The organism is Lachnospira hominis (ex Liu et al. 2021), assembly GCF_014287955.1.
GTDB classification, from domain to species: domain Bacteria; phylum Bacillota; class Clostridia; order Lachnospirales; family Lachnospiraceae; genus Lachnospira; species Lachnospira hominis.
Window position 1 is genome coordinate 66,441 of the sequence record NZ_JACOPD010000007.1, and the last position, 19,616, is coordinate 86,056.

A 19,616-nucleotide genomic window follows, 5' to 3' on the forward strand; every position below is an offset into this window, starting at 1 on the left:
ACCCCCGCAGTATGAATTGACATGCTGTGGGGTGTTTGTTATAGAATAATGGTACGGTTTTTAGAGGTTATCAAAAAATAATCTTTACAAAGGGTATCTTTGTGTTATAATATTGCAGTTGAAAATAAATAAATATAAGCTTTTTAAATGTGAATATTTACAAATATAGAAGAAATACTTATAATAATAAGTAATGAGTAGTTTTGAGATTAATCTGATTGTTAGAGGTGCATAGATGGAACAATATGTAATTAAGGGAGGCGTCCCACTTAACGGGGAGGTGTCCATCGGTGGTGCAAAGAATGCTGCGTTAGGAATTCTTGCAGCAGCAATTATGACAGATGAGACAGTTACAATTGAAAATGTGCCAAATGTAAGGGATACGAGAGTATTGCTTCAGGCTATTGAGGGAATTGGAGCTAAGGTTAAATATGTATATAACAACACCGTTCAGATTAACGGTGGAAGTATATGTGACATTAATGTCGATTATGAGTATATAAAAAAGATTCGTGCATCATACTATCTTTTAGGTGCATTGCTTGGAAAATATAAACGTTCACAGGTTGCATTGCCGGGTGGATGTAATATTGGAAGCAGACCGATTGACCAGCATATTAAAGGTTTTAAGGCACTTGGTGCAGAAGTTGAGATTGAGCATGGCAAGATTAGTACAAAGGCAGAGCATCTTGTTGGTGGTCATGTTTATTTTGATGTCGTGACAGTTGGTGCGACAATTAATCTTATGCTTGCAGCCTGTCTTGCAGAGGGTGATACAATTCTTGAAAATGCGGCAAAAGAGCCACATATAGTAGATGTTGCCAATTTCCTTAATGCTATGGGTGCCAATATAAAAGGTGCCGGTACAGATGTTATCAGAATTAAAGGTGTAAGTAAACTTCATGGAACAACGTATTCAATAATTCCTGACCAGATTGAGGCTGGAACATTTATGTTTGCATCAGCTGCAACATGCGGTGATGTTGTTGTAAGAGATGTAATACCTAAACATCTTGAATCATTATCTGCTAAACTTATTGAAGTTGGCTGTGAAGTTATAGAAGGTGATGACTGGGTAAGAGTTATAAGTAAAGGCAATCTTAAAAGCACTAATGTTAAGACATTACCATATCCGGGATTCCCTACAGATATGCAGCCACAGATGGCAGTTGTTCTTGCACTTGCACATGGAACAAGTATGGTAACAGAGAGCATATTTGAAAACAGATTCAAATATGTAGATGAGTTAAATCGTATGGGATGCCATATTAAGGTAGAGGGCAATACAGCATATATAGAAGGCGTTGATAAAATAACAGGTGCACAGATGTCTGCCCCTGATTTAAGAGCCGGTGCGGCGTTGGTTATTGCTGCTCTTTCGGCAGACGGTATATCTGAAATAGAAGACATTGAATATATACAGCGTGGTTATGAAGATTTTGAAGGTAAACTCAGAGGTCTTGGTGCCATGATAGAACGTGTTGACTCAGAGCGTGAGGCTTTAAAAGCACGCCTTAAAATAGGATAAAAATATTAAAGTGCATCATTCATGGATAAGACATGGATGATGCACTTGTGCAATGTGTTGGTTAAAGGAATTTATATGAAGTTAAGAAATAAGTTAAAAATATCATTTTGCATAATGGTTATATTGCCTGTAATAATGTGTTCGATATTTGCATATGCATTTTTTAAATATCAGGCAACAACAATACACCAGTTATATGAGGTTGACAGCGGTGAACTGCTTGATAACTTTTATTCTCCGGTTGTTCTTATGGGAAGGATGACAGAAAATATATACAATGAAATGAAAGAAGTTGCTGAGACGTCACCATGGCAGTATAATTCGGTGGATTTTGTGAAACAGCTTGATGAGGAATTACAATGCAAACTTTCGAGTATTGTTGTCAGACGTAACGGCCTTTATACATATGTATCTGATAATCTTGATATAGAAAAGCTTGATGTAGTTCTTCCTGATTATGAAGCGGGAGAAAATATATCAGATGAGGGGATTTATAAAGGTGGCGATTACCAGTGTCTTGTAAAACAGATAGATTTTTGTGATTCATATGGAAATCAGTACAGTGTTTCGATTATAACACCTTTAAAGCAGGCTATACCTCAGATAAAGAAGTTTTTCATACAGGTTCTTATATCAGGTGTATTTATACTTATATTGACAAGTCTTCTGCTTAATGTATGGATTTATCGCTCAATTATAAAACCACTTGACAGATTAAAGCTTGCAACGCAAAATATAAAATATGGTAATTTTGATTTTGAAATGCCTAAAAGCTCCAATGATGAAATTGGAGATGTGTGCCGCGACTTTGAAGAAATGAGAGTTATTCTGAAAAAAACGGCAGAAGACAAGCTTAATTCTGATAAAGAAGAAAAAGAACTTATAAGAAATATATCACATGATTTAAAGACGCCGCTTACAGCAATAAAAGGATATGTTGAAGGAATTCTTGACGGAATTGCAGATACACCTGAAAAACAGCATAAATATCTTATGACAGTTGCAAATAAAGTTAATGATATGGATAAGCTTATAGATGAACTTACAATTTATTCAAAGCTTGACACTAACAGGGTTCCGTATTCATTTGCAAAAATTAATTTGAAAAATTATTTTGATGACTGTTGCGAAGAGATAGGAATGGATTTGGAAACCCAGGACATAGATTTGGAATACAGATTTCATGCAACTTCAGATTGTACTGTTGTGGCTGATGCAGAACAGCTTAAAAGAGTTGTTAATAACATTGTCAGTAATTCTATAAAATATATGCAGCCGGGAAGAAAAGGTAAAATAAGCATAGATATTTATGATGAAGGAGATTATGTTCATATAATTATCGCAGATAACGGCAAAGGAATTGGCATGGATGAGATTCCACATATTTTTGACAGATTTTACCGTACTGATTCATCCAGAAACAGCAAACAAGGCGGAAGTGGAATCGGACTTGCTATTGTAAAGAAGATTATAGAGGACCATAAGGGAAAGATATGGGCAGAAAGCGTTGAAGGAGAAGGTACTACAATGCATATTAATCTTTTGAAAGATATGGATAAACGCAACTACATTTGCATAGAAGATAACAGAAAAAAGGAGAAAAAATAGTATGAGCAGAGTATTAATTGTTGAAGATGAAGATGCAATTGCAGAAATTGAAAAGGATTACCTTGAACTTAGTGGATTTGAAGTTGTAATTAAATCAGATGGAACAAGTGGTCTGGCAACAGCACTTGAGGAAGAGTTTGATATTATGATTCTTGATGTTATGCTTCCGGGTGTTGATGGATATGAAATCTGCAAACAGGTAAGAGAAAAGAAAAATACACCTATTATCATGGTATCAGCGAAGAAAGAAGATATTGATAAGATAAGAGGTCTCGGCGTTGGAGCTGATGATTATATGACTAAGCCATTCAGCCCAAGTGAGCTTGTTGCAAGAGTAAAAGCACATCTTGCAAGATATGAAAGACTTGTAAGCAGTGCAAAAGAAGCTAATGACATTATAGAAATAAGAGGTCTCAAAATTGACAAGACAGCAAGGCGTGTATTTGTTAATGGCGAAGAAAAAGTATTTACAACAAAAGAGTTTGATCTGCTTACATTCCTCGCAGAGCATCCGAATCATGTATTTACAAAGGATGAACTTTTTAAGGAAATATGGGATATGGATTCAATTGGAGATATTGCAACTGTAACTGTTCATATCAAGAAAATCCGTGAAAAAATAGAGTATGATACATCTAAACCTCAGTATATTGAGACAATCTGGGGTGTTGGATACAGATTTAAAGTATAAGGAAGTGCTTAATAATGAGACTTGAAAAAGATAATGCAATAAGACTTTTTAATTGTGAGGCTCCCGGCTCTGAAGGTATTAAACTTGAGGAGATATTTTATGAGGAGAAAATGGAAGATGGCAGGATAAAGAAGGTTGTACAACATGTCCTTAATCCTGAGATGGTTCCATATATTCCATCTTCATCTAAAGATAAAAAAATTCCGGCGGTACTTATAATTCCGGGCGGTGCATTTAGAAGGCTTGTATACAATTTTGAAGGTGAAGAAGTTGCAAAATGGCTCAACAGTCTTGGAATAGCAGCATTTGTATTAAAGTGCAGACTTCCGGCAGATGAGCATAATGACTCATATAATGTTTCTTTGATTGATGCACAGAGAAGTATGAGAATAATACGTGCACGAGCTGATGAATTTAACATAGATGCAAATAAGATTGGTGTTATGGGATTTTCAGCAGGAGGATACTTTGCGGCACTTTTATCTACAGCATTTGATAAAAATGTATATGACAAAAAAGACGATATTGACGAATTGTCGGCAAGACCTGATTTTTGCATATGCGGTTATCCAGTGATAAGTTATGATAAAAGTATAGAAGCCGGACAGAGGTATTTTCCAAAAGAAGTGATAATTGCAAATGTGCGTTCATATGAGGAAAATATGTTGAAAAAATACAATCCGGAGGAGCTGGCATCACCGGAAATGCCACCGGTATTTGTATTTGAAACAGATGATGACAGGACAACACTGGCAGAAAACAGTATTGGATTTTACATGGCTGCCAGAAAAGCAGGAGTGCCTGCTGAGTTGCATATTTTCAGAGAAGGCGGACATGGTTTCGGTTGTGGAGATGATAACGGACAGACTGGAGAATGGAAACAGCTTTTTGTAAACTGGGCTAAAAGCCTGAATATAATTTAAGACAATAAACAGAGCGGGATATGGTTTATCAATTATATCCCGCTCTGTTGTTATGTGCATGAAGCACTGCATATAACACAGGGGATGCTTCTTATGGTTATGGCTTGGCAGCCAGAGCAGCCTCAGCTTTTGCGAGCTCTTCTTTTGAATGTTTTGTTAATATTTGTTCTTTACTTAACCGCCTTTTTCCTGTATTGCAGGGGACTCATACCGTTTATTTGTTTAAAAAGAGTGCAGAAATAATTGGAATTGCAAAAGCCAAGCTCGTTGGATATTTCCTGGATACTTTTTGTCGATTCGGTGAGCATTGTCTGTGCAATTTTGTTTTTGTATCTGTTGACGTAAGTTTTGTATGAACAGCCTGTTGCGTCGCGGAAACGCTTCATAAAATGAGATTCGGATAATCCTGCCTTTTTTGCAAGCTCGGAGACTGAAGGATTATTCATAAAATTCGTGTCTATATAAGAAAGAATGTCCATTATTTCGGTGTCTGCCGTCGAAATGTGGATTTCGGACGTTTCTGCTACGGTACCGTATCGGTACATTATAAGTATGAGCTGTTCGAGCAGATTTTGCAGGGCGAATTCCGCAACGCTGTCGTAATTATCATATTCAATAAGCATCTGTTCATAAATATCGATAATTTTTGGCTTTATTTCGTCGGGAACAGATAAAGCAGTGTGCAGCATTAAATCGTTAAATTCGTTCTCGCCTATTATTTCTTTTATTCTTGTTGTTACCGAGCTGACAAAACGCACCGCATAAACCTCGTAATTCCTGTCCGATAAAGGTGATGATTTATGATATACGCCCATGCTGACAGGTGAGAGGTATCCGTCATGGACGAAAAAAGTACGCTCGGGAGTCGAGACCTGTCGGTCGCCTTTTACCAGATAACCTATTCCGTAATATTTTTCATATATGTCAAAAGAAGGCATGTAATTGGAAGCGGGTTTTGTTACATGCTCAACTCTGAATTTGTAGCCTTTTTTAAGAGGAATTGCCATAAAAATCTCCTTGTAAAATAATAGAAAATTGTAATGATTTAATCGGATTAATAATATAATGAATGTTTTTTATATAATTATATTATAAAATGTTATTAAAGAACAATGCAAGGAGAATAACATAAGATGAAGAATAAAAATATTTTTACAAAAATTTTTATAAAAAATATTCCGCTGTTTTTTATTGAAATATTAAGTGCGTATATTGCAACAAAAGTATTGGTTTTGGGAAATACAAAAATATCGCAGGCGATAGACGCATTGTTTAATAATACAATTTCGGAGTATATCAATAAACAATTCTGGATATATGTTGCCGTTCTTGTTGCGGCGGGATTTATTTTTACATATATTCAGACATATGCGACAAAAGTATTTGCGGTAAATATGCAGACTGATTTCAGAAGAGAGGCGGGAAAGAAGCTGCCGGAGCTTCAGTTTAAATATTTCGACTCGCATTTGTCGGCGAGAGTGCTTAATAATTTTATTGATGATGTGGCTAAAATTTCGGAATATTATTCTGAGCTTCTTCCTGATATAGTAAAAACAATAATAACAAGCGTGACGATTTTTATTACACTTATAAAAGTTGACCGAGTGACGGCACTTCTGCTTCTTGTTATTATACCCGTAATGGCGGTTATCACAAGTTTTACGGGAAATATGGTGTCAAAGCTTACGAGAAAACACACGGAATATAACGATGAAGTGAATGAACTTGCATACGACGCGATAAACGGTATCGGTGTTGTAAAAAGTTTTAATCTTGAAAATTATTTTAAAAATAAGATAAAAAATACGTTAAAAACAATATTAAAATTTGAATACAGAAGAAATGCAATTTCGTCAATAGGCTGGGCTACGGGAAGCCTTGTATCTACGGCACCTTATATTATTTTGAGTATATTTGCGTTACACAGAGTTTTGTCGGGAAATCTGACTGTGGGCGGGATGACATATTTCATACTTTTTATGGACAGGCTTTTGCAGCCTCTTGGAAATCTTCCGTATATGATTATTGACGCAAAAATTGATTTGGTTTCAAAAAACAGGCTCAAAGAGCTGATGAATTATCCTGTTGAAACAAATATGGAAAATTCCGAGGATAACACAGGAGATTTTTCTAAAAAATCCGATAGCACCGGGAAGAACAGTAATATTGTAAACGCTGACAAAATCGGGAAGAACAATAATGCGGCAGTAGTATTTAAAGACGTTACATTTTCGTATGTTAAGGGAAATAATGTTTTAAAAAATTTCAATGTTAATATAGAAGCGGGAAAAAATGTTGCTTTTGTCGGTTCATCGGGCGGCGGAAAGAGCACGATTTTTAAGCTGATTTGCGGTTTGTATGAAGTAAACGGCGGTACAGTGGAGATTTTCGGAAAGAGAATTGGAGAAGAAAATATTGATTTAATAAGAAAAGATATAGCACTTGTTTCGCAGGATACTTATCTGTTTCCAGAGACGATTGCGTGGAATGTTGCCTGCGGAGACGAATCGGTAAGTATGGAACGTATTATCGAATGTTGCAAAAAAGCAAGAATTCACGATGATATTATGAAAATGCCTCAGGGTTACAATACCGATGCAGGGGAACGCGGAAATATGCTTTCGGGCGGACAGAAGCAGAGAATAGCGATTGCAAGGGCTTTGCTTAAAGATGCCAGGCTTATATTATTCGATGAGCCGACAGCGTCCGTGGATATTGAAAATGAAGAAAAAATAAAACAGGCAATAGAAGAAATTAAAGAAAATCATACAATAATTACGATAGCACACAGACTTAATACAATAGAAAATGCAGACTGCATATATGTTGTGGATAACGGTGTTATAGCCGAAAGCGGTATGCATGATGAATTGATAGCCGGAAACGGAATATATAAAAGGCTGTACGATACGAAAGATGAGGTGTCCTATGAATAATTTTAAAATATTAAAAGAGCTGATAAAAAGATTTCAGGGAGTTCGTGCAGTTCTTTATTTTGCGGAAATAATAGGAATGGGAGTAGCAGATGGAATTTCGGTAGTTCTGGTTTCAAGAATTATAGGCATAATTACGGACACTGCCGTGTCAAAAGGAAATTTACGCGACACCCAACTGGTAAAATATATAATTCTTACAATAATATTTAAAATTATTATACAGACATTGCTGGCTGTTTTGTATAACGACGAAGCAAAGCGGACAGGTGCGAATATGCGTAATACTGTATACGGAAAGGCTCTGTCGCTTTCTATGGAATTCTATGACAATCATCATACGGGAGAATTTATGTCGAAACTTACATATGATACAAACATGGCATCTGGAGTGTTCGGTTCAAGAATAAGGCGTGTCATGATGCCTGTTATTATGGTTATTGTCTGCATAATACCTATGTTTGTTCTTTGCCCTCCTGTTACGGCGGGTCTGCTTGTTTTATGTATAATTTCGCTTACATTAAATTTTGTGATGATACCTGTGCTTGAAAAATACAGCCGCAAAATTTCAGATGCAAATAAAGAAATAAGCAAATCCGTAACAAATATGCTTCAGGGAATGGAAACAATAAGAATGTTTCCACTTAAAAAAGTTATAAGCGATTCTTATAATAATGCCAATGAAAATTGCGGCAAAAACATGAAAATCCAGGGACGGACAGAGGCTTTAATTTCGGCACTGAGAGCAGCATTTGACCTTATAGGGGCATTGGTTTTTCTTGCACTCGGAATATTATATACAACCAAAACAGGAGGAAAACTGGGAAATCTTATAAGCCTGTATTCAATATACGGAGCGTTTCAGTATAATTTTCTGCTCATGGGCGTGTATATACCTAGTCTGTCAAGCTGGCTTGTAAATGCACAGCGTGTTCTCGAGTTTATTGATACTCCGAACGAGAATTTTTACGTCGAAAATAAAGAAAATACAAAAAATAATATTTGTCAAAAAAACAGCGAAGCTTATCATACGGTAGAATTTAAAAATATAACATTCGGTTACGCGGGTAAAAATACAAATATATTTGAAGCTTACAGTGCGTTTTTTGACAGCGGAAAAAGTTATGCACTGGTGGGAGAATCCGGCCGCGGAAAGAGTACGCTTACAAAACTTCTGCTCGGATTTTATCAGCCAAAGAAAGGACGCATATTTATTGACGGAACTGACATAACGGAGCTCGGACTTGTAAATGTGCGTGATAAAATCGCATATATACCGCAGGAACCGTATTTATTTAACTGTTCGATTAAGGAAAATATAAGAATGGGAAAATTAAATGCTTCAGATGAAGAAATTTACAATGCGGCAAAACAGGCTGGAGCACACGATTTCATATCGGGGCTTGAAAACGGATACGAAACACCCGCGGGCGAACGAGGAAATACACTTTCGGGAGGTCAGAAGCAACGAATAGCAATAGCCAGAGCAATTCTCAAAGATGCACCTGTAATCATATTTGATGAGGCGACATCGGCACTTGACAATGAGACGGAAAAATATATAAACAAAACTGTTATGTCGGTGAAAAAGGACAAGCTTATCCTTATGATAGCACACCGCCCGTCTACGATAGAGACGGCAGATTGCAGATTTGAGGTGTAAAAGAGCTTACTGACATGTAATGTGGCTAAAAAGGTGGAGTGTATACAAAAAAATACCGATGTTTATGAAAAAACTTACTGTTTATTACAAGATGCTACAAAAAACTTGAATGTTTTGACTACAGGTGATATGTTTAATACAAATATAGTGTGTCTATCGGAAAACAAAAGGTGTTTTAGAGTAGGTAATCAGAAACAAGCGGAGGGGTATTTATGAGCAAAAAAATAAAATACATAGTGGCAGTAGTATTGGCAGCAGTGGTATGTGTGGCGGTGATTTTTACAATTAACAGGAAGAAGTCAGGCATAAATATGAATGTAGGTGAATTGTCGGGTAATGAGCAGAATTATTGGAATCCTGATATTCACAGCATTTCAAAGGCGGAAAACGGATATTATTACCTGCATTATGACGGAAAGGACCTTTTAGTGAAATATTTTGACGAGTCATCAAAAAGCTCTGTTCCGGTATGTGCGAAAGCAGAGTGCAGTCATAATTCAAAAACGTGTAATGCGTGGCTGGATACCGATGAATATCTGAGTTCTCCGATTTATTATTACAAAAATAATATATATGTTGTACGTGTGGAAGGCGGAATGGCTAAGCTTGTAAGTATTAAGGCTGACGGAAGCGACAGAAAAGATGTTGCCAATTTGTTTGCAAATGACAGGATAACATCAATTTCTATGGTGTTTCATAACGGATATGTATATGCGTACGACCATATAGGTCATATAGGAAGCTCTGAAAGCGGTAAAGAGATAATTAAAAAAATAAATATTTCAGATGGAAACTCACAGGATATAGTCGAATATGAGGGTGAAAACAGTGCTGTGATGGGAGCGAGAAGTTACGGAGATAAACTTTTTTACAAAATTTTTCAGTATTCCGTAAATAAGCAGACATTAAAAGCCAATATGAATTTTCAGCTTTATTATTATGATTATACCGACGGTGAGAATAAAAAGGTTTCGGATATGAATATATGTGATTTCTGTGTCGATGCTGACAACGGAATGTTATATTATTTTGTTGTTGGAAAAGGATTGTATTCTCAGTCGCTTGACGGACAGAATAATAAACTCATATACAAGGCGTCCGAAAATATGGTATCTGCGGTAATGTCATATGATGGAAGATATATTTATATGAGTAACGGCGGAATGGGAAGTACGACAGATTTATCTAAGACCGTTGAACGTGAAATTCAGGTTGTTGATACGACGGGAAAACAGATAGATACAATTAAGCTTGGAAATGAAATAGAGAATTTATATTTCGGCGATGAAAAATATTTATTCGGGACAAAGAGTGATAAGCTTGTTTATATAGATAAGAGCAGTCTCGGAAACGGTGCGTGTGTTTGGGAAAATGCGGAGTAGAAACTTATTATGGAAGAGTTTAAGAGGGTTTTTGGCATAAAATTTATAATGGTATTTACAGTGACGGTGCTGTTAAATATCGGTTTGTTTGTATACAGCAGTTCCGAGGGTAAAAGTATGTCCGATATAAGGCAGGAGACACATTACCGTCAATGGATAATCGGAGAACTGTCGGATATGCAGCCCGAGGAAGCTCTGGAAATTGCCGATATACAAAGTGATTCCGTAATAAAACGTAAATATGACGAATTGGAATCGGAAGAGCAGACTGTATATTCAAGGCAGTTAAACAAAATAAAAGAACAATTAGAATATATAATAAAATATCCCGAGGATATAAAAAATATACAAAATAACGCAGATACCCTGAAGAGTTTTTCTATATTTGCAGATAAAAATTCATTTACATATAACAATATTCAAAAGACGGCAAAGGATTTCAAACGGGTAGAGGGCGTACAGCTTTATCTTACCGATAATAAAGCAGTAAGCGGTTTTGTTACATATTATTATATCTATTATCTGGCATTGATACTTAATGTGTTTGTCCTGTATGAACTTTTCGGCGAACGGGAAAACGGAATGTGGTGCATTGTTCATACATCAAAAAGCGGCAGGGCAAAACTTGCGTTTAACAGGACAATGATTATTACAGCTTCTGCATTTATAATTACGGGAATTTTGTTTTTTACAACATTTTTGACGTCGTTTATATTATACAAAACGGCGTCAATTAATGCACCGATTCAGAATATTGAAAGCTTTTCGAGATTTTCATTGCCGATGAGTCAGCTTCAATATATAATATATGATTTTTTATATAGTTTTTGTGCAGTGCTTACGCTGACGGCTATTGTATGGATGGCATTTGTTTTTATAAGGCACCGCAATATAGCGGTTACGGTAATTGCTGTATTTATGGGTGTGGAAATGTTTTTGTATCAAAAAATACAGCCACAGAGCGTATATGGCATTTTTAAGCAGATTAATCTTATAAGACTGTTAAAGGTTAATGATATAATAAGCACATATGCCAATCGCGGCAAAGGAACATTTGTGGTTTCCGAATCAAATATAATGCTGACAGTTACGACGGTGCTTTTTATTGCCGCATGTGCGGGAGGAATTCTTGGAACCGTATATATGAGACCGGAACAGAAAAAATCAGTGATTGCAAGAATTGCGGATAAAATATGGGAAATGTATCAGCATTTATTGTCGGGATATTCGATTACGGCAAAGGAATTCCATAAACTGCTTATAACAGGCAGAGGATTGATTGTTATAGGCGTGCTGGCGATTTTGGCGGTTTATTTTGTGAGATACGGACAAATGACATTTTCTGACGGCACAAAAGAACTTGATAATATCTATATTACCAATGGTGGAAAAGAATATCATTATATAACCGATATGGTTAATGAAAGATTAAATGATTATCAGTGTGCGGTTAAAGATGCACAAGATTGTATGGTCCGTTACAATGCAGGAGAAGCAACGCTTGAGGAGGTTACAGAGAGCTCATCAACGGTTTCGTTATATGCGGTTAAACTTGGCAGGGTATCCGAATTTATGAAAAAACAGGAGTATTTGCAGGAAATTAACGAAAAATACGGAGTAGACGGCTACATGATTTCGGACAGGGGCTATGAGGAGATTTTTGGAAAATATTCGATTATAAGGGAGGCTGTACTGTTTTTGGCACTTGCTGCCGCAATAATTCTTATAGTAGCTGAAAATATTGTGCTTGAATACAGAACGGGAATGAATTATATAATAAATGCCTCAAGGCACGGAAGATGCTGGATACAGATACACAGAGCTTTAACGGGTGTTATGCTTACAATAATTCTGTTTTGCTTTATATACGGCATGGATATGTATACTATGTATACAATGTATGGTATGCCGTACCTTGAAGCTCCACTTATGAGTCTTACTTTTATGGAGGGGTGTAATCCGTCTTTTACAATAGGGCAATGGATTATAATTCGTCTTGTAAAAAGATTTGTTGTGATTCTTCAAATATATATTGCCACATATGTCATAACAAATGTTGTTATGGTTGTCCGCAAAGAGAAAACGTATTAAAAACACAAAAGTTTGAAGCAAAAAAGTTTAGAACAAAAAGTTAAGGCACAGCCGACAGAAGTTTTTCTGTAAGCTGTGCCTTTGTTTTCAATGAATTAATATATTTAATTTCAATGATTAATAATACGTAGATATGCCACCTGATGTATTAATGAAAGCAAAAACATAAAATACGATTGTTAAGATTCCGAGGATAAGACCTACCAGAAGAGCAATCTTACATCTTTTGAGCTGTTTTTCATAATCATCAAAGTTTCCGATTTTGAAAGCGTTGTTACCCATGATAATAAATATTATTCCGATTACACCACATATTTTATTTAAAAATACGGCACACAATATACTCAGAGTAAGCCATGTGCCAAAAGATGGTGCATTCTGGCTTGATGGATATGGCGGACGGTTATATCCGTTATTATATTGATTATATCCGTTGTTATACTGGTTTCCGTACTGATTATTGTAGTTATTATAGCCATTGTTTCCATAACCACTATTGTAACCATTGTTGTAGCTGTTGCCGTTATTGTAACCATTATTGTAACTGTTGCCGTTATTATAGCCGTTATTATAGCCATTATTGTAGCCGTTGTTATTACCATAGCTGTTATAGCCATTATTGTAACCGGAATTGCCATTGTTGTTATAATAATTATTATATCCGTTGCCATAATTGTTGTTATTGGAATTATTGGAATTATTGCTGCCGGAATTGTTATTGTAATAATTGTTGTCAGAAGAATTATTGCCGTCAGAATTATCGGATGTTGAACTATTGTTTGAATAGTCATCTGATGGTCTGTAATTGGCATCATATGTATCATTATAGCTGCCGTAAGTTCCGTTGCCGGAAGCATTATTACCGTTATTCTGATTATTATTCTGGTTGTTGCCTGAATTATCATTAAAAGGATCTGGTGTATAGTTATCCATGAAACTCCTCCATTTCTGTATGATTCATACTATACTTAGAGTATAATAAATATAAGCTGTTACGTCAAGTTAAAATTTATTACTAAAAAGTAAAATAAAAATAGCATTTGCATGTAAATTGTTAAAACAAATAAAAAAATAAGTTTGTAAATTTTATGATTGTATGATATACTCATAATAATATTAATATGTTGATGACATAAAATGTCGAAAAGATAAGGAAGGTGTTTTTATGAAATATTCTAATGTAGTAGTTGCCGGTGGTGGGGTGCTGGGAAGCCAGATTGCATTTCAGGCAGCATATTGTGGTTTTAACGTAACTATATGGTTAAGAAGTGAGGGGTCTATTGGTCGTACACAGCCAAAAATTGATAATCTTAAAAAGACATATACAGAAGCAATTGAGAAGATGGCAGACGATAAAAATGCGTGGTGTGCAGGTCTTGCTGATGAAGATTCATTTGATAAGGTAGAGTGTCTTAAAAAAGTCGAAGCTGCTTATGAGGGCATAAAACTTGAACTTGATATGGCAAAAGCGGTTAAAGATGCTGACCTTGTAATTGAGTCAATGGCAGAAAACGAAAAAGATAAGATTGCGTTTTATGAGAAGCTTGCCCCGCTTCTTCCTGAAAAGACGGTTGTTGTGACTAATTCATCAACACTTCTTCCGTCAATGTTTGTAAAGTATACAGGAAGACCTGATAAGTATTTATCGCTTCATTTTGCTAATTCAATATGGAAGAATAACACGGCAGAAGTAATGACACAGCCTCAGACAGACATGAGGTATTTTGATGAGGTTATGCAGTTTGCTAATGATATAAGAATGATTGGACTTCCGGTAAGGAAGGAAAAGAGTGGATATCTGCTTAATTCAATGCTTGTTCCATTTCTTTTAAGCGGACTTGATTTGTATGCGTCAGGCATATCTGACCCTGAGAGCATTGATATAGCGTGGACAAGAGGAACAGGAGCACCTAAAGGACCATTCCAGATATTTGATACAGTAGGACTTAACACTGCATATAATATTGTTCATCAGTATCACAGTGTTCCGGGAATATTTTCACCATTATTAAAGAAGATGATGATGCCATATAATTTTAAGAAGATGGAAGAAATTCTTAAAAAATACATAGATGAAGGCAAGCTTGGAATGTCAACAGGTGAAGGATTTTACAAATATAAATAAATATATTATTCTATAGATAATCAAAAGGAGGCTTGTCAACAGATGATTGGCCTCCTGAATTATTTATACAGGAGAGATTAGATGAAATTAGATGTTCTGGGGCTTATCGGTGCATGCTCATATGCATTGGACTGTGTTGAGGCAGAATTAGTTCATGTGACGAATAAACATGCAAAGCGTGTGGCATATATGAGCGTATGCACGGCAATGCAGATGGGAATCACAGACAGAAAACTGCAGGACCTGGCTGTGTGTGCACTTTTGCATGACAATGCCCTTACTCAATATATACAGGAAGAATTTCATAATGACATTTCACATGTAGATAGTATAAAAGAACTGCCGCATGCAGGTGCACATTGTGTAATGGGTGAACAAAACATAAAAGACATTCCATTTTATACAGATGTAAAAAATGTTATTTTATATCACCATGAAAATGCCGATGGAAGTGGACCGTTTGGTAAAAAATGGAACGAGATTCCGCTTTTTGCACGAATTATACATATGTGTGACCTGCTTGATATGGTATGTCTGCGTAAGGCGGTTGACTTTGAGACATGGAAGAAAATAAGTGAGTTTCTTTCAAAAATACGTGGAACGGTTATTGATGATGAGTGTGCAGATGCATTTATGGATGCATTTACAGGAGTGCCCGTTATGAATATGGAAGATTCGCAGATAGAGAAGAGTCTGTGGGAAAAAGTACCACGCGAAAAAATAGAATTAACTTTTGAGCAGATAAAAAATATTGCCGGATTTTTTGCGAGAATAGTAGACTACAAATCACCATTTACAAGTACACATTCAATTGGCGTGGCTGAATGTGCCAGGAAACTTTCGGGATATATGGGATTCGATGATGAAACAGTACAGAAAATGTATCTTGCCGGAGCACTGCATGATATCGGAAAAGTTGCAATAGGCAATGACATACTGGAAAAACCGGACAGGCTTACTGATGAAGAATTTGATACAATGAAGCATCACGCATCATATACATATCGTATTTTGTCAGATATTGATGATTTTGACGAAATCCGTGACTGGGCAGCTTTTCACCATGAAAGATTAGATGGAACGGGATACCCGTTTGGAAAGAGTGCAGACGAATTGAATGAATGTGAACGAATAATGGCATGTGTTGATATTTATCAGGCGTTGACAGAAAGCCGGCCGTATAAAAAAGGAATGACACATGAAAAAGCAATTGGGATTCTTGAAGATATGGCACAAAAAGGATGGCTTGACAAAAATATTGTATTAAAGACAGATGAATGTTTTTCTGTATGATAAATATAAAAAATATGGAGGGAATATGCTTGATATAATATATGAAGATAAAAATATGATTGTAGTAAATAAACCGGCAGGACAGCTTGTGCAGAGCGGCAGATCATTTGAACTTGACCTTACAAGCGAAGTGTTAAATTACAGGCGTGAAAAAGGCGAAGAAGCATATGCTGCAGTTATAAACAGGCTTGACAGACCGGTGAGCGGGCTTGTGCTGTTTGCAAAAAATAAAAAAGAGGCATCAAGATTGAGCAGCCTTATGCAAGAAGAAGGCTTTTGTAAACAGTATTATGCGGTGTGCTGCGGAAAACTGCCTGATAAAAACGGTGAGTTTGTGGATTACCTTTTAAAAGACGGAAAGAATAATGTTTCAAAGGTTGTAAAGGAAGGGACAGCCGGTGCGAAATACGCAAAACTTCTATACGAAACATTAAAAGAGATAGAAAAAGATGATAAGGTTTACACGCTTGTAAAAGTAACACTGATAACCGGAAGACATCATCAGATACGCGTGCAGTTTGCACATAGAAATCATCCGCTTCTTGGCGATACAAAATACGGAGAAGAGAGATTTAACAATGAAATAGCACTCTGTGCAGCATTTTTAAGCGTTGACGGACATGAATATTCGATAGAGCCGTCATGGCAGTTTTGAAACTGAAATACTGAATAATTACCCCGCCTGTTGACAATAATTACATATATAAAGAATGTAAAACATTGTGAACTTATTATAGAAGGGGCAGGGCAGATGCAGGAAACCGGGAAGCATTATGAAAAAGCATATTGGACAAACAGGCAGAAGTTGCAGTATATAAGTGGAATCGTAATTATTACGGTATCTGTAATTGCTGGCTTTAAATATGTTTTTCCTTTTGTTGCACCATTTGTGATTGCATATGCTGTGGCAGTAATGATTGAAAAGCCTGTAAACAGACTCGCAAGGGTGTTCAAGGGCAGAAAAATGATTGCGTCGGCTGTTATAGTTATTTTGTTTTCGGCAGTTTTGTGTGTGGGAATCGGACTGGCAGCGTATTTTGGACTGGCTGAGATAAAGTCATTTATAAAAAATTATGAGTATAATATGGTGACATTCAGGCAGACCGCCGCAAGAATCTGTTTTAATATGGATGGATGGCTTGGACTTTCGGACGGACAATGCCTTGATTTTATATGCCGATGTATGGAAAAATTTGAAAAAACTGTCGATAATGGCGGTGTTTCACAGATTATGACTAAAGTTGTGACAATTTCGGTTCCTGCTGTAATAAAAACAATTACAGTTACAGGTTCGGTAATTATCTGCTTTATATCAGTTGTGTATCTTTCGGTTGTGATTGACAACGTGAGGGATTGGAAAAAGGAAAATGTTTTTCGCATGGAAATAAAAGCTGTATCTGATTCGTTATACAGGCTTATACATGTATATTTTAAAATAGAGGCATTAATTCTGGTTATTAATTCAATACTATGTATAATTGCTTTGCTTATAATAAAAAATCCGTATGCAGTTGTGCTTGGCATACTTATAGGTATTGTGGATATGCTTCCCGTTTTCGGAACCGGAACAGTTCTTCTTCCGTGGGCATTATTTGAACTTGTTAATAAAAATGTGACATCGGCAGCAGTTCTTGTAAGTGCGTATGTTGTGACATATTTTGTGCGTGAGATAATGGAGAGCAAGTGCCTGGGAGACAAAACGGGGATTCCGCCGTTTGTCATGCTTATGGTAATATTTCTGGGGATTATGATATATGGCATAATGGGATTTATATTAGGCCCTGTTTCATATTGTATAATGAAAGCACTGATACTTCACTTGAAAATAGAGATTGAACGTGGTACACTAAAAAATACTTGAAATATAAGCTGTAAAGTAACAGCAAAATCGGAGGTAGACATGGCAGAGGATAAGAAACTGGTAGAGGCAATTACATCAATGGATGTTGATTTTGCACAGTGGTATACAGACGTTTGTAAGAAGGCAGAACTTATGTCTTATTCAAGCGTAAAGGGATGTATGATATTTAAGCCCGCTGGATATGCCATTTGGGAAAATATAAAGAATGAATTAGACAGAAGATTTAAGGAGACGGGTGTTGAGAATGTATACATGCCAATGTTTATTCCTGAAAGCCTTCTTGAGAGAGAAAAAGATCATGTAGAAGGATTTGCACCGGAAGTTGCATGGGTGACATACGGCGGTCTTAATCCACTTCAGGAAAGAATGTGTGTAAGACCTACATCAGAGACACTTTTCTGTGATTTCTATAAAGATGAAGTACAGTCATACAGAGATTTGCCAAAGGTTTATAACCAGTGGTGTTCAGTTGTAAGATGGGAAAAAGAGACAAGACCATTCCTTCGTTCGAGAGAGTTCTTGTGGCAGGAAGGCCATACAGCACATGCTACAGCTGAGGAAGCAGAAGCAAGAACACAGCAGATGCTCAATGTATATGCATCATTTTGTGAGGAAGTTCTTGCAATACCTGTTATCAAGGGACGTAAGACAGATAAAGAAAAGTTTGCCGGTGCTGAGGCTACATATACAATTGAAGCACTTATGCATGATGGCAAGGCACTTCAGTCAGGTACAAGCCATAATTTTGGTGATGGATTTGCGAAGGCATTTGGTATCCAGTATACAGATAAAGATAATAAGCTAAAATATGTCCATCAGACATCATGGGGTGTTACAACAAGACTTATCGGAGCTGTAATTATGACACACGGTGATAATTCAGGTCTTGTTCTTCCGCCTAGAGTTGCACCTGTTCAGGTTGATATTATTCCTATCATGCAGAAGAAGGAAGGCGTGCTTGATAAGGCATTTGAGGTTATGGATACACTCAAGGCAGCAGGACTTCGTGTTAAGGTTGATGATTCTGATAAGAATCCGGGATGGAAGTTCTCAGAACAGGAAATGCGTGGTATTCCTGTAAGAGTTGAGATGGGACCAAGAGATATTGAAGCTGGTCAGGCTATCGTTGTAAGAAGAGATACAAGAGAGAAGATTACAGTTAATATTTCTGAACTTGCTGATAAGATTAAAGAGATTCTTGATGCAATGCAGGTTGAGATGCTTGAACGTGCGAGAAAGCACAGAGATGAGCATACTTATGTTGCAACAAATTATGATGAGTTTAAGGATATAGTTGCTAATAAACCTGGATTTGTTAAGGCTATGTGGTGCGGTGACCAGGCATGTGAGGATAAGATTAAGGAAGATACAACTGCTACTTCAAGATGTATGCCATTTGCACAGGAACATCTTTCAGATGTATGTGTATGCTGCGGAAAGCCGGCAAAGAAGATGGTTTACTGGGGTAAAGCATACTAAAAGATTATTAATATAGATAAAGACAAAGGCGGGCAAAAG

At 36.5% G+C, this 19,616-nt stretch carries 15 protein-coding genes; 13 read left to right on the forward strand and 2 right to left on the reverse strand.

Annotation, left to right across the window (positions count from 1 at the left end; translation table 11 throughout):
* Nucleotides 1-235: 235 nt before the first annotated feature.
* The 4 genes from H8S01_RS10360 (at nucleotide 236) to H8S01_RS10375 (ending at nucleotide 4,750) form a co-directional block, all read left to right on the forward strand.
* The gene (locus H8S01_RS10360; RefSeq protein ID WP_186837137.1) at nucleotides 236-1,528 is read left to right on the forward strand and encodes a UDP-N-acetylglucosamine 1-carboxyvinyltransferase; all 1,293 of its coding nucleotides are present in this window, start codon (nucleotides 236-238) and stop codon (nucleotides 1,526-1,528) included.
* Between the two features lie 75 nt (nucleotides 1,529-1,603).
* Complete coding sequence (locus H8S01_RS10365) at nucleotides 1,604-3,136, forward strand: sensor histidine kinase (RefSeq protein ID WP_186837138.1); 1,533 nt, start codon at nucleotides 1,604-1,606, stop codon at nucleotides 3,134-3,136.
* 1 nt (nucleotide 3,137) lies between these two features.
* Nucleotides 3,138-3,827, forward strand: a complete 690-nt coding sequence (locus H8S01_RS10370; RefSeq protein ID WP_186837139.1) for a response regulator transcription factor — start codon at nucleotides 3,138-3,140, stop codon at nucleotides 3,825-3,827.
* A gap of 14 nt (nucleotides 3,828-3,841) precedes the next feature.
* Nucleotides 3,842-4,750, forward strand: a complete 909-nt coding sequence (locus tag H8S01_RS10375; RefSeq protein ID WP_186837140.1) for an alpha/beta hydrolase — start codon at nucleotides 3,842-3,844, stop codon at nucleotides 4,748-4,750.
* Nucleotides 4,751-4,920: 170 nt separating this feature from the next.
* Here H8S01_RS10375 and H8S01_RS10380 read toward each other — a convergent pair whose 3' ends face one another.
* On the reverse strand, nucleotides 4,921-5,757 hold the full coding sequence (locus H8S01_RS10380) for a helix-turn-helix domain-containing protein (protein ID WP_186837141.1): 837 nt from the start codon (nucleotides 5,755-5,757) through the stop codon (nucleotides 4,921-4,923).
* Nucleotides 5,758-5,883: 126 nt separating this feature from the next.
* Here H8S01_RS10380 and H8S01_RS10385 point away from each other — a divergent pair, with 126 nt between their 5' ends.
* The 4 genes from H8S01_RS10385 (at nucleotide 5,884) to H8S01_RS10400 (ending at nucleotide 12,819) form a co-directional block, all read left to right on the forward strand.
* Complete coding sequence (locus H8S01_RS10385) at nucleotides 5,884-7,686, forward strand: ABC transporter ATP-binding protein (RefSeq protein WP_186837142.1); 1,803 nt, start codon at nucleotides 5,884-5,886, stop codon at nucleotides 7,684-7,686.
* Entirely contained in the window at nucleotides 7,679-9,346 is a 1,668-nt protein-coding gene (locus tag H8S01_RS10390) for an ABC transporter ATP-binding protein (protein ID WP_186837143.1), read from the forward strand. Before H8S01_RS10385 ends, H8S01_RS10390 begins: the two co-directional genes overlap by 8 nt.
* Before the next feature lie 212 nt (nucleotides 9,347-9,558).
* On the forward strand, nucleotides 9,559-10,728 hold the full coding sequence (locus H8S01_RS10395) for a YncE family protein (RefSeq protein WP_186837144.1): 1,170 nt from the start codon (nucleotides 9,559-9,561) through the stop codon (nucleotides 10,726-10,728).
* Between the two features lie 9 nt (nucleotides 10,729-10,737).
* Entirely contained in the window at nucleotides 10,738-12,819 is a 2,082-nt protein-coding gene (locus tag H8S01_RS10400; protein ID WP_186837145.1) for a hypothetical protein, read from the forward strand.
* Nucleotides 12,820-12,936: 117 nt separating this feature from the next.
* On the opposite strand, the gene H8S01_RS10405 is transcribed toward H8S01_RS10400, so the two are convergent.
* On the reverse strand, nucleotides 12,937-13,752 hold the full coding sequence (locus tag H8S01_RS10405; RefSeq protein WP_186837146.1) for a hypothetical protein: 816 nt from the start codon (nucleotides 13,750-13,752) through the stop codon (nucleotides 12,937-12,939).
* 232 nt (nucleotides 13,753-13,984) lie between these two features.
* Between H8S01_RS10405 and H8S01_RS10410 the strand changes: the two genes are divergently transcribed.
* The 5 genes from H8S01_RS10410 (at nucleotide 13,985) to proS (ending at nucleotide 19,577) form a co-directional block, all read left to right on the forward strand.
* Nucleotides 13,985-14,944: a 3-hydroxyacyl-CoA dehydrogenase gene (locus H8S01_RS10410; protein WP_186837147.1), complete on the forward strand. Its 960-nt coding sequence runs from the start codon at nucleotides 13,985-13,987 to the stop codon at nucleotides 14,942-14,944.
* Nucleotides 14,945-15,025: 81 nt separating this feature from the next.
* Nucleotides 15,026-16,237 (forward strand): HD-GYP domain-containing protein, encoded by a 1,212-nt coding sequence (locus H8S01_RS10415; protein WP_186837148.1) that lies wholly within the window; start codon nucleotides 15,026-15,028, stop codon nucleotides 16,235-16,237.
* 25 nt (nucleotides 16,238-16,262) lie between these two features.
* Nucleotides 16,263-16,892 carry an RluA family pseudouridine synthase gene (locus H8S01_RS10420; RefSeq protein ID WP_186837149.1) on the forward strand — a complete coding sequence of 210 codons (630 nt, stop codon included), beginning with the start codon at nucleotides 16,263-16,265 and terminating at the stop codon, nucleotides 16,890-16,892.
* Between the two features lie 96 nt (nucleotides 16,893-16,988).
* The gene (locus tag H8S01_RS10425; RefSeq protein ID WP_186837150.1) at nucleotides 16,989-18,098 is read left to right on the forward strand and encodes an AI-2E family transporter; all 1,110 of its coding nucleotides are present in this window, start codon (nucleotides 16,989-16,991) and stop codon (nucleotides 18,096-18,098) included.
* Between the two features lie 39 nt (nucleotides 18,099-18,137).
* On the forward strand, nucleotides 18,138-19,577 hold the full coding sequence (gene proS / locus H8S01_RS10430) for a proline--tRNA ligase (protein WP_186837151.1): 1,440 nt from the start codon (nucleotides 18,138-18,140) through the stop codon (nucleotides 19,575-19,577).
* Nucleotides 19,578-19,616: the final 39 nt, after the last annotated feature.

What these genes read in the sequence shown, in the direction of transcription:
- H8S01_RS10400 (WP_186837145.1), top strand. Translation starts at nt 10,738, where the DNA reads ATGGAAGAGTTTAAGAGGGTTTTTGGCATAAAATTTATAATGGTATTT.
- H8S01_RS10420 (WP_186837149.1), top strand. Translation starts at nt 16,263, where the DNA reads ATGCTTGATATAATATATGAAGATAAAAATATGATTGTAGTAAATAAA.
- H8S01_RS10390 (WP_186837143.1), top strand. Translation starts at nt 7,679, where the DNA reads ATGAATAATTTTAAAATATTAAAAGAGCTGATAAAAAGATTTCAGGGA.
- H8S01_RS10370 (WP_186837139.1), top strand. Translation starts at nt 3,138, where the DNA reads ATGAGCAGAGTATTAATTGTTGAAGATGAAGATGCAATTGCAGAAATT.
- H8S01_RS10380 (WP_186837141.1), bottom strand. Translation starts at nt 5,757, where the DNA reads ATGGCAATTCCTCTTAAAAAAGGCTACAAATTCAGAGTTGAGCATGTA.
- H8S01_RS10395 (WP_186837144.1), top strand. Translation starts at nt 9,559, where the DNA reads ATGAGCAAAAAAATAAAATACATAGTGGCAGTAGTATTGGCAGCAGTG.
- proS (WP_186837151.1), top strand. Translation starts at nt 18,138, where the DNA reads ATGGCAGAGGATAAGAAACTGGTAGAGGCAATTACATCAATGGATGTT.
- H8S01_RS10415 (WP_186837148.1), top strand. Translation starts at nt 15,026, where the DNA reads ATGAAATTAGATGTTCTGGGGCTTATCGGTGCATGCTCATATGCATTG.
- H8S01_RS10365 (WP_186837138.1), top strand. Translation starts at nt 1,604, where the DNA reads ATGAAGTTAAGAAATAAGTTAAAAATATCATTTTGCATAATGGTTATA.
- H8S01_RS10360 (WP_186837137.1), top strand. Translation starts at nt 236, where the DNA reads ATGGAACAATATGTAATTAAGGGAGGCGTCCCACTTAACGGGGAGGTG.
- H8S01_RS10405 (WP_186837146.1), bottom strand. Translation starts at nt 13,752, where the DNA reads ATGGATAACTATACACCAGATCCTTTTAATGATAATTCAGGCAACAAC.
- H8S01_RS10425 (WP_186837150.1), top strand. Translation starts at nt 16,989, where the DNA reads ATGCAGGAAACCGGGAAGCATTATGAAAAAGCATATTGGACAAACAGG.
- H8S01_RS10385 (WP_186837142.1), top strand. Translation starts at nt 5,884, where the DNA reads ATGAAGAATAAAAATATTTTTACAAAAATTTTTATAAAAAATATTCCG.
- H8S01_RS10410 (WP_186837147.1), top strand. Translation starts at nt 13,985, where the DNA reads ATGAAATATTCTAATGTAGTAGTTGCCGGTGGTGGGGTGCTGGGAAGC.
- H8S01_RS10375 (WP_186837140.1), top strand. Translation starts at nt 3,842, where the DNA reads ATGAGACTTGAAAAAGATAATGCAATAAGACTTTTTAATTGTGAGGCT.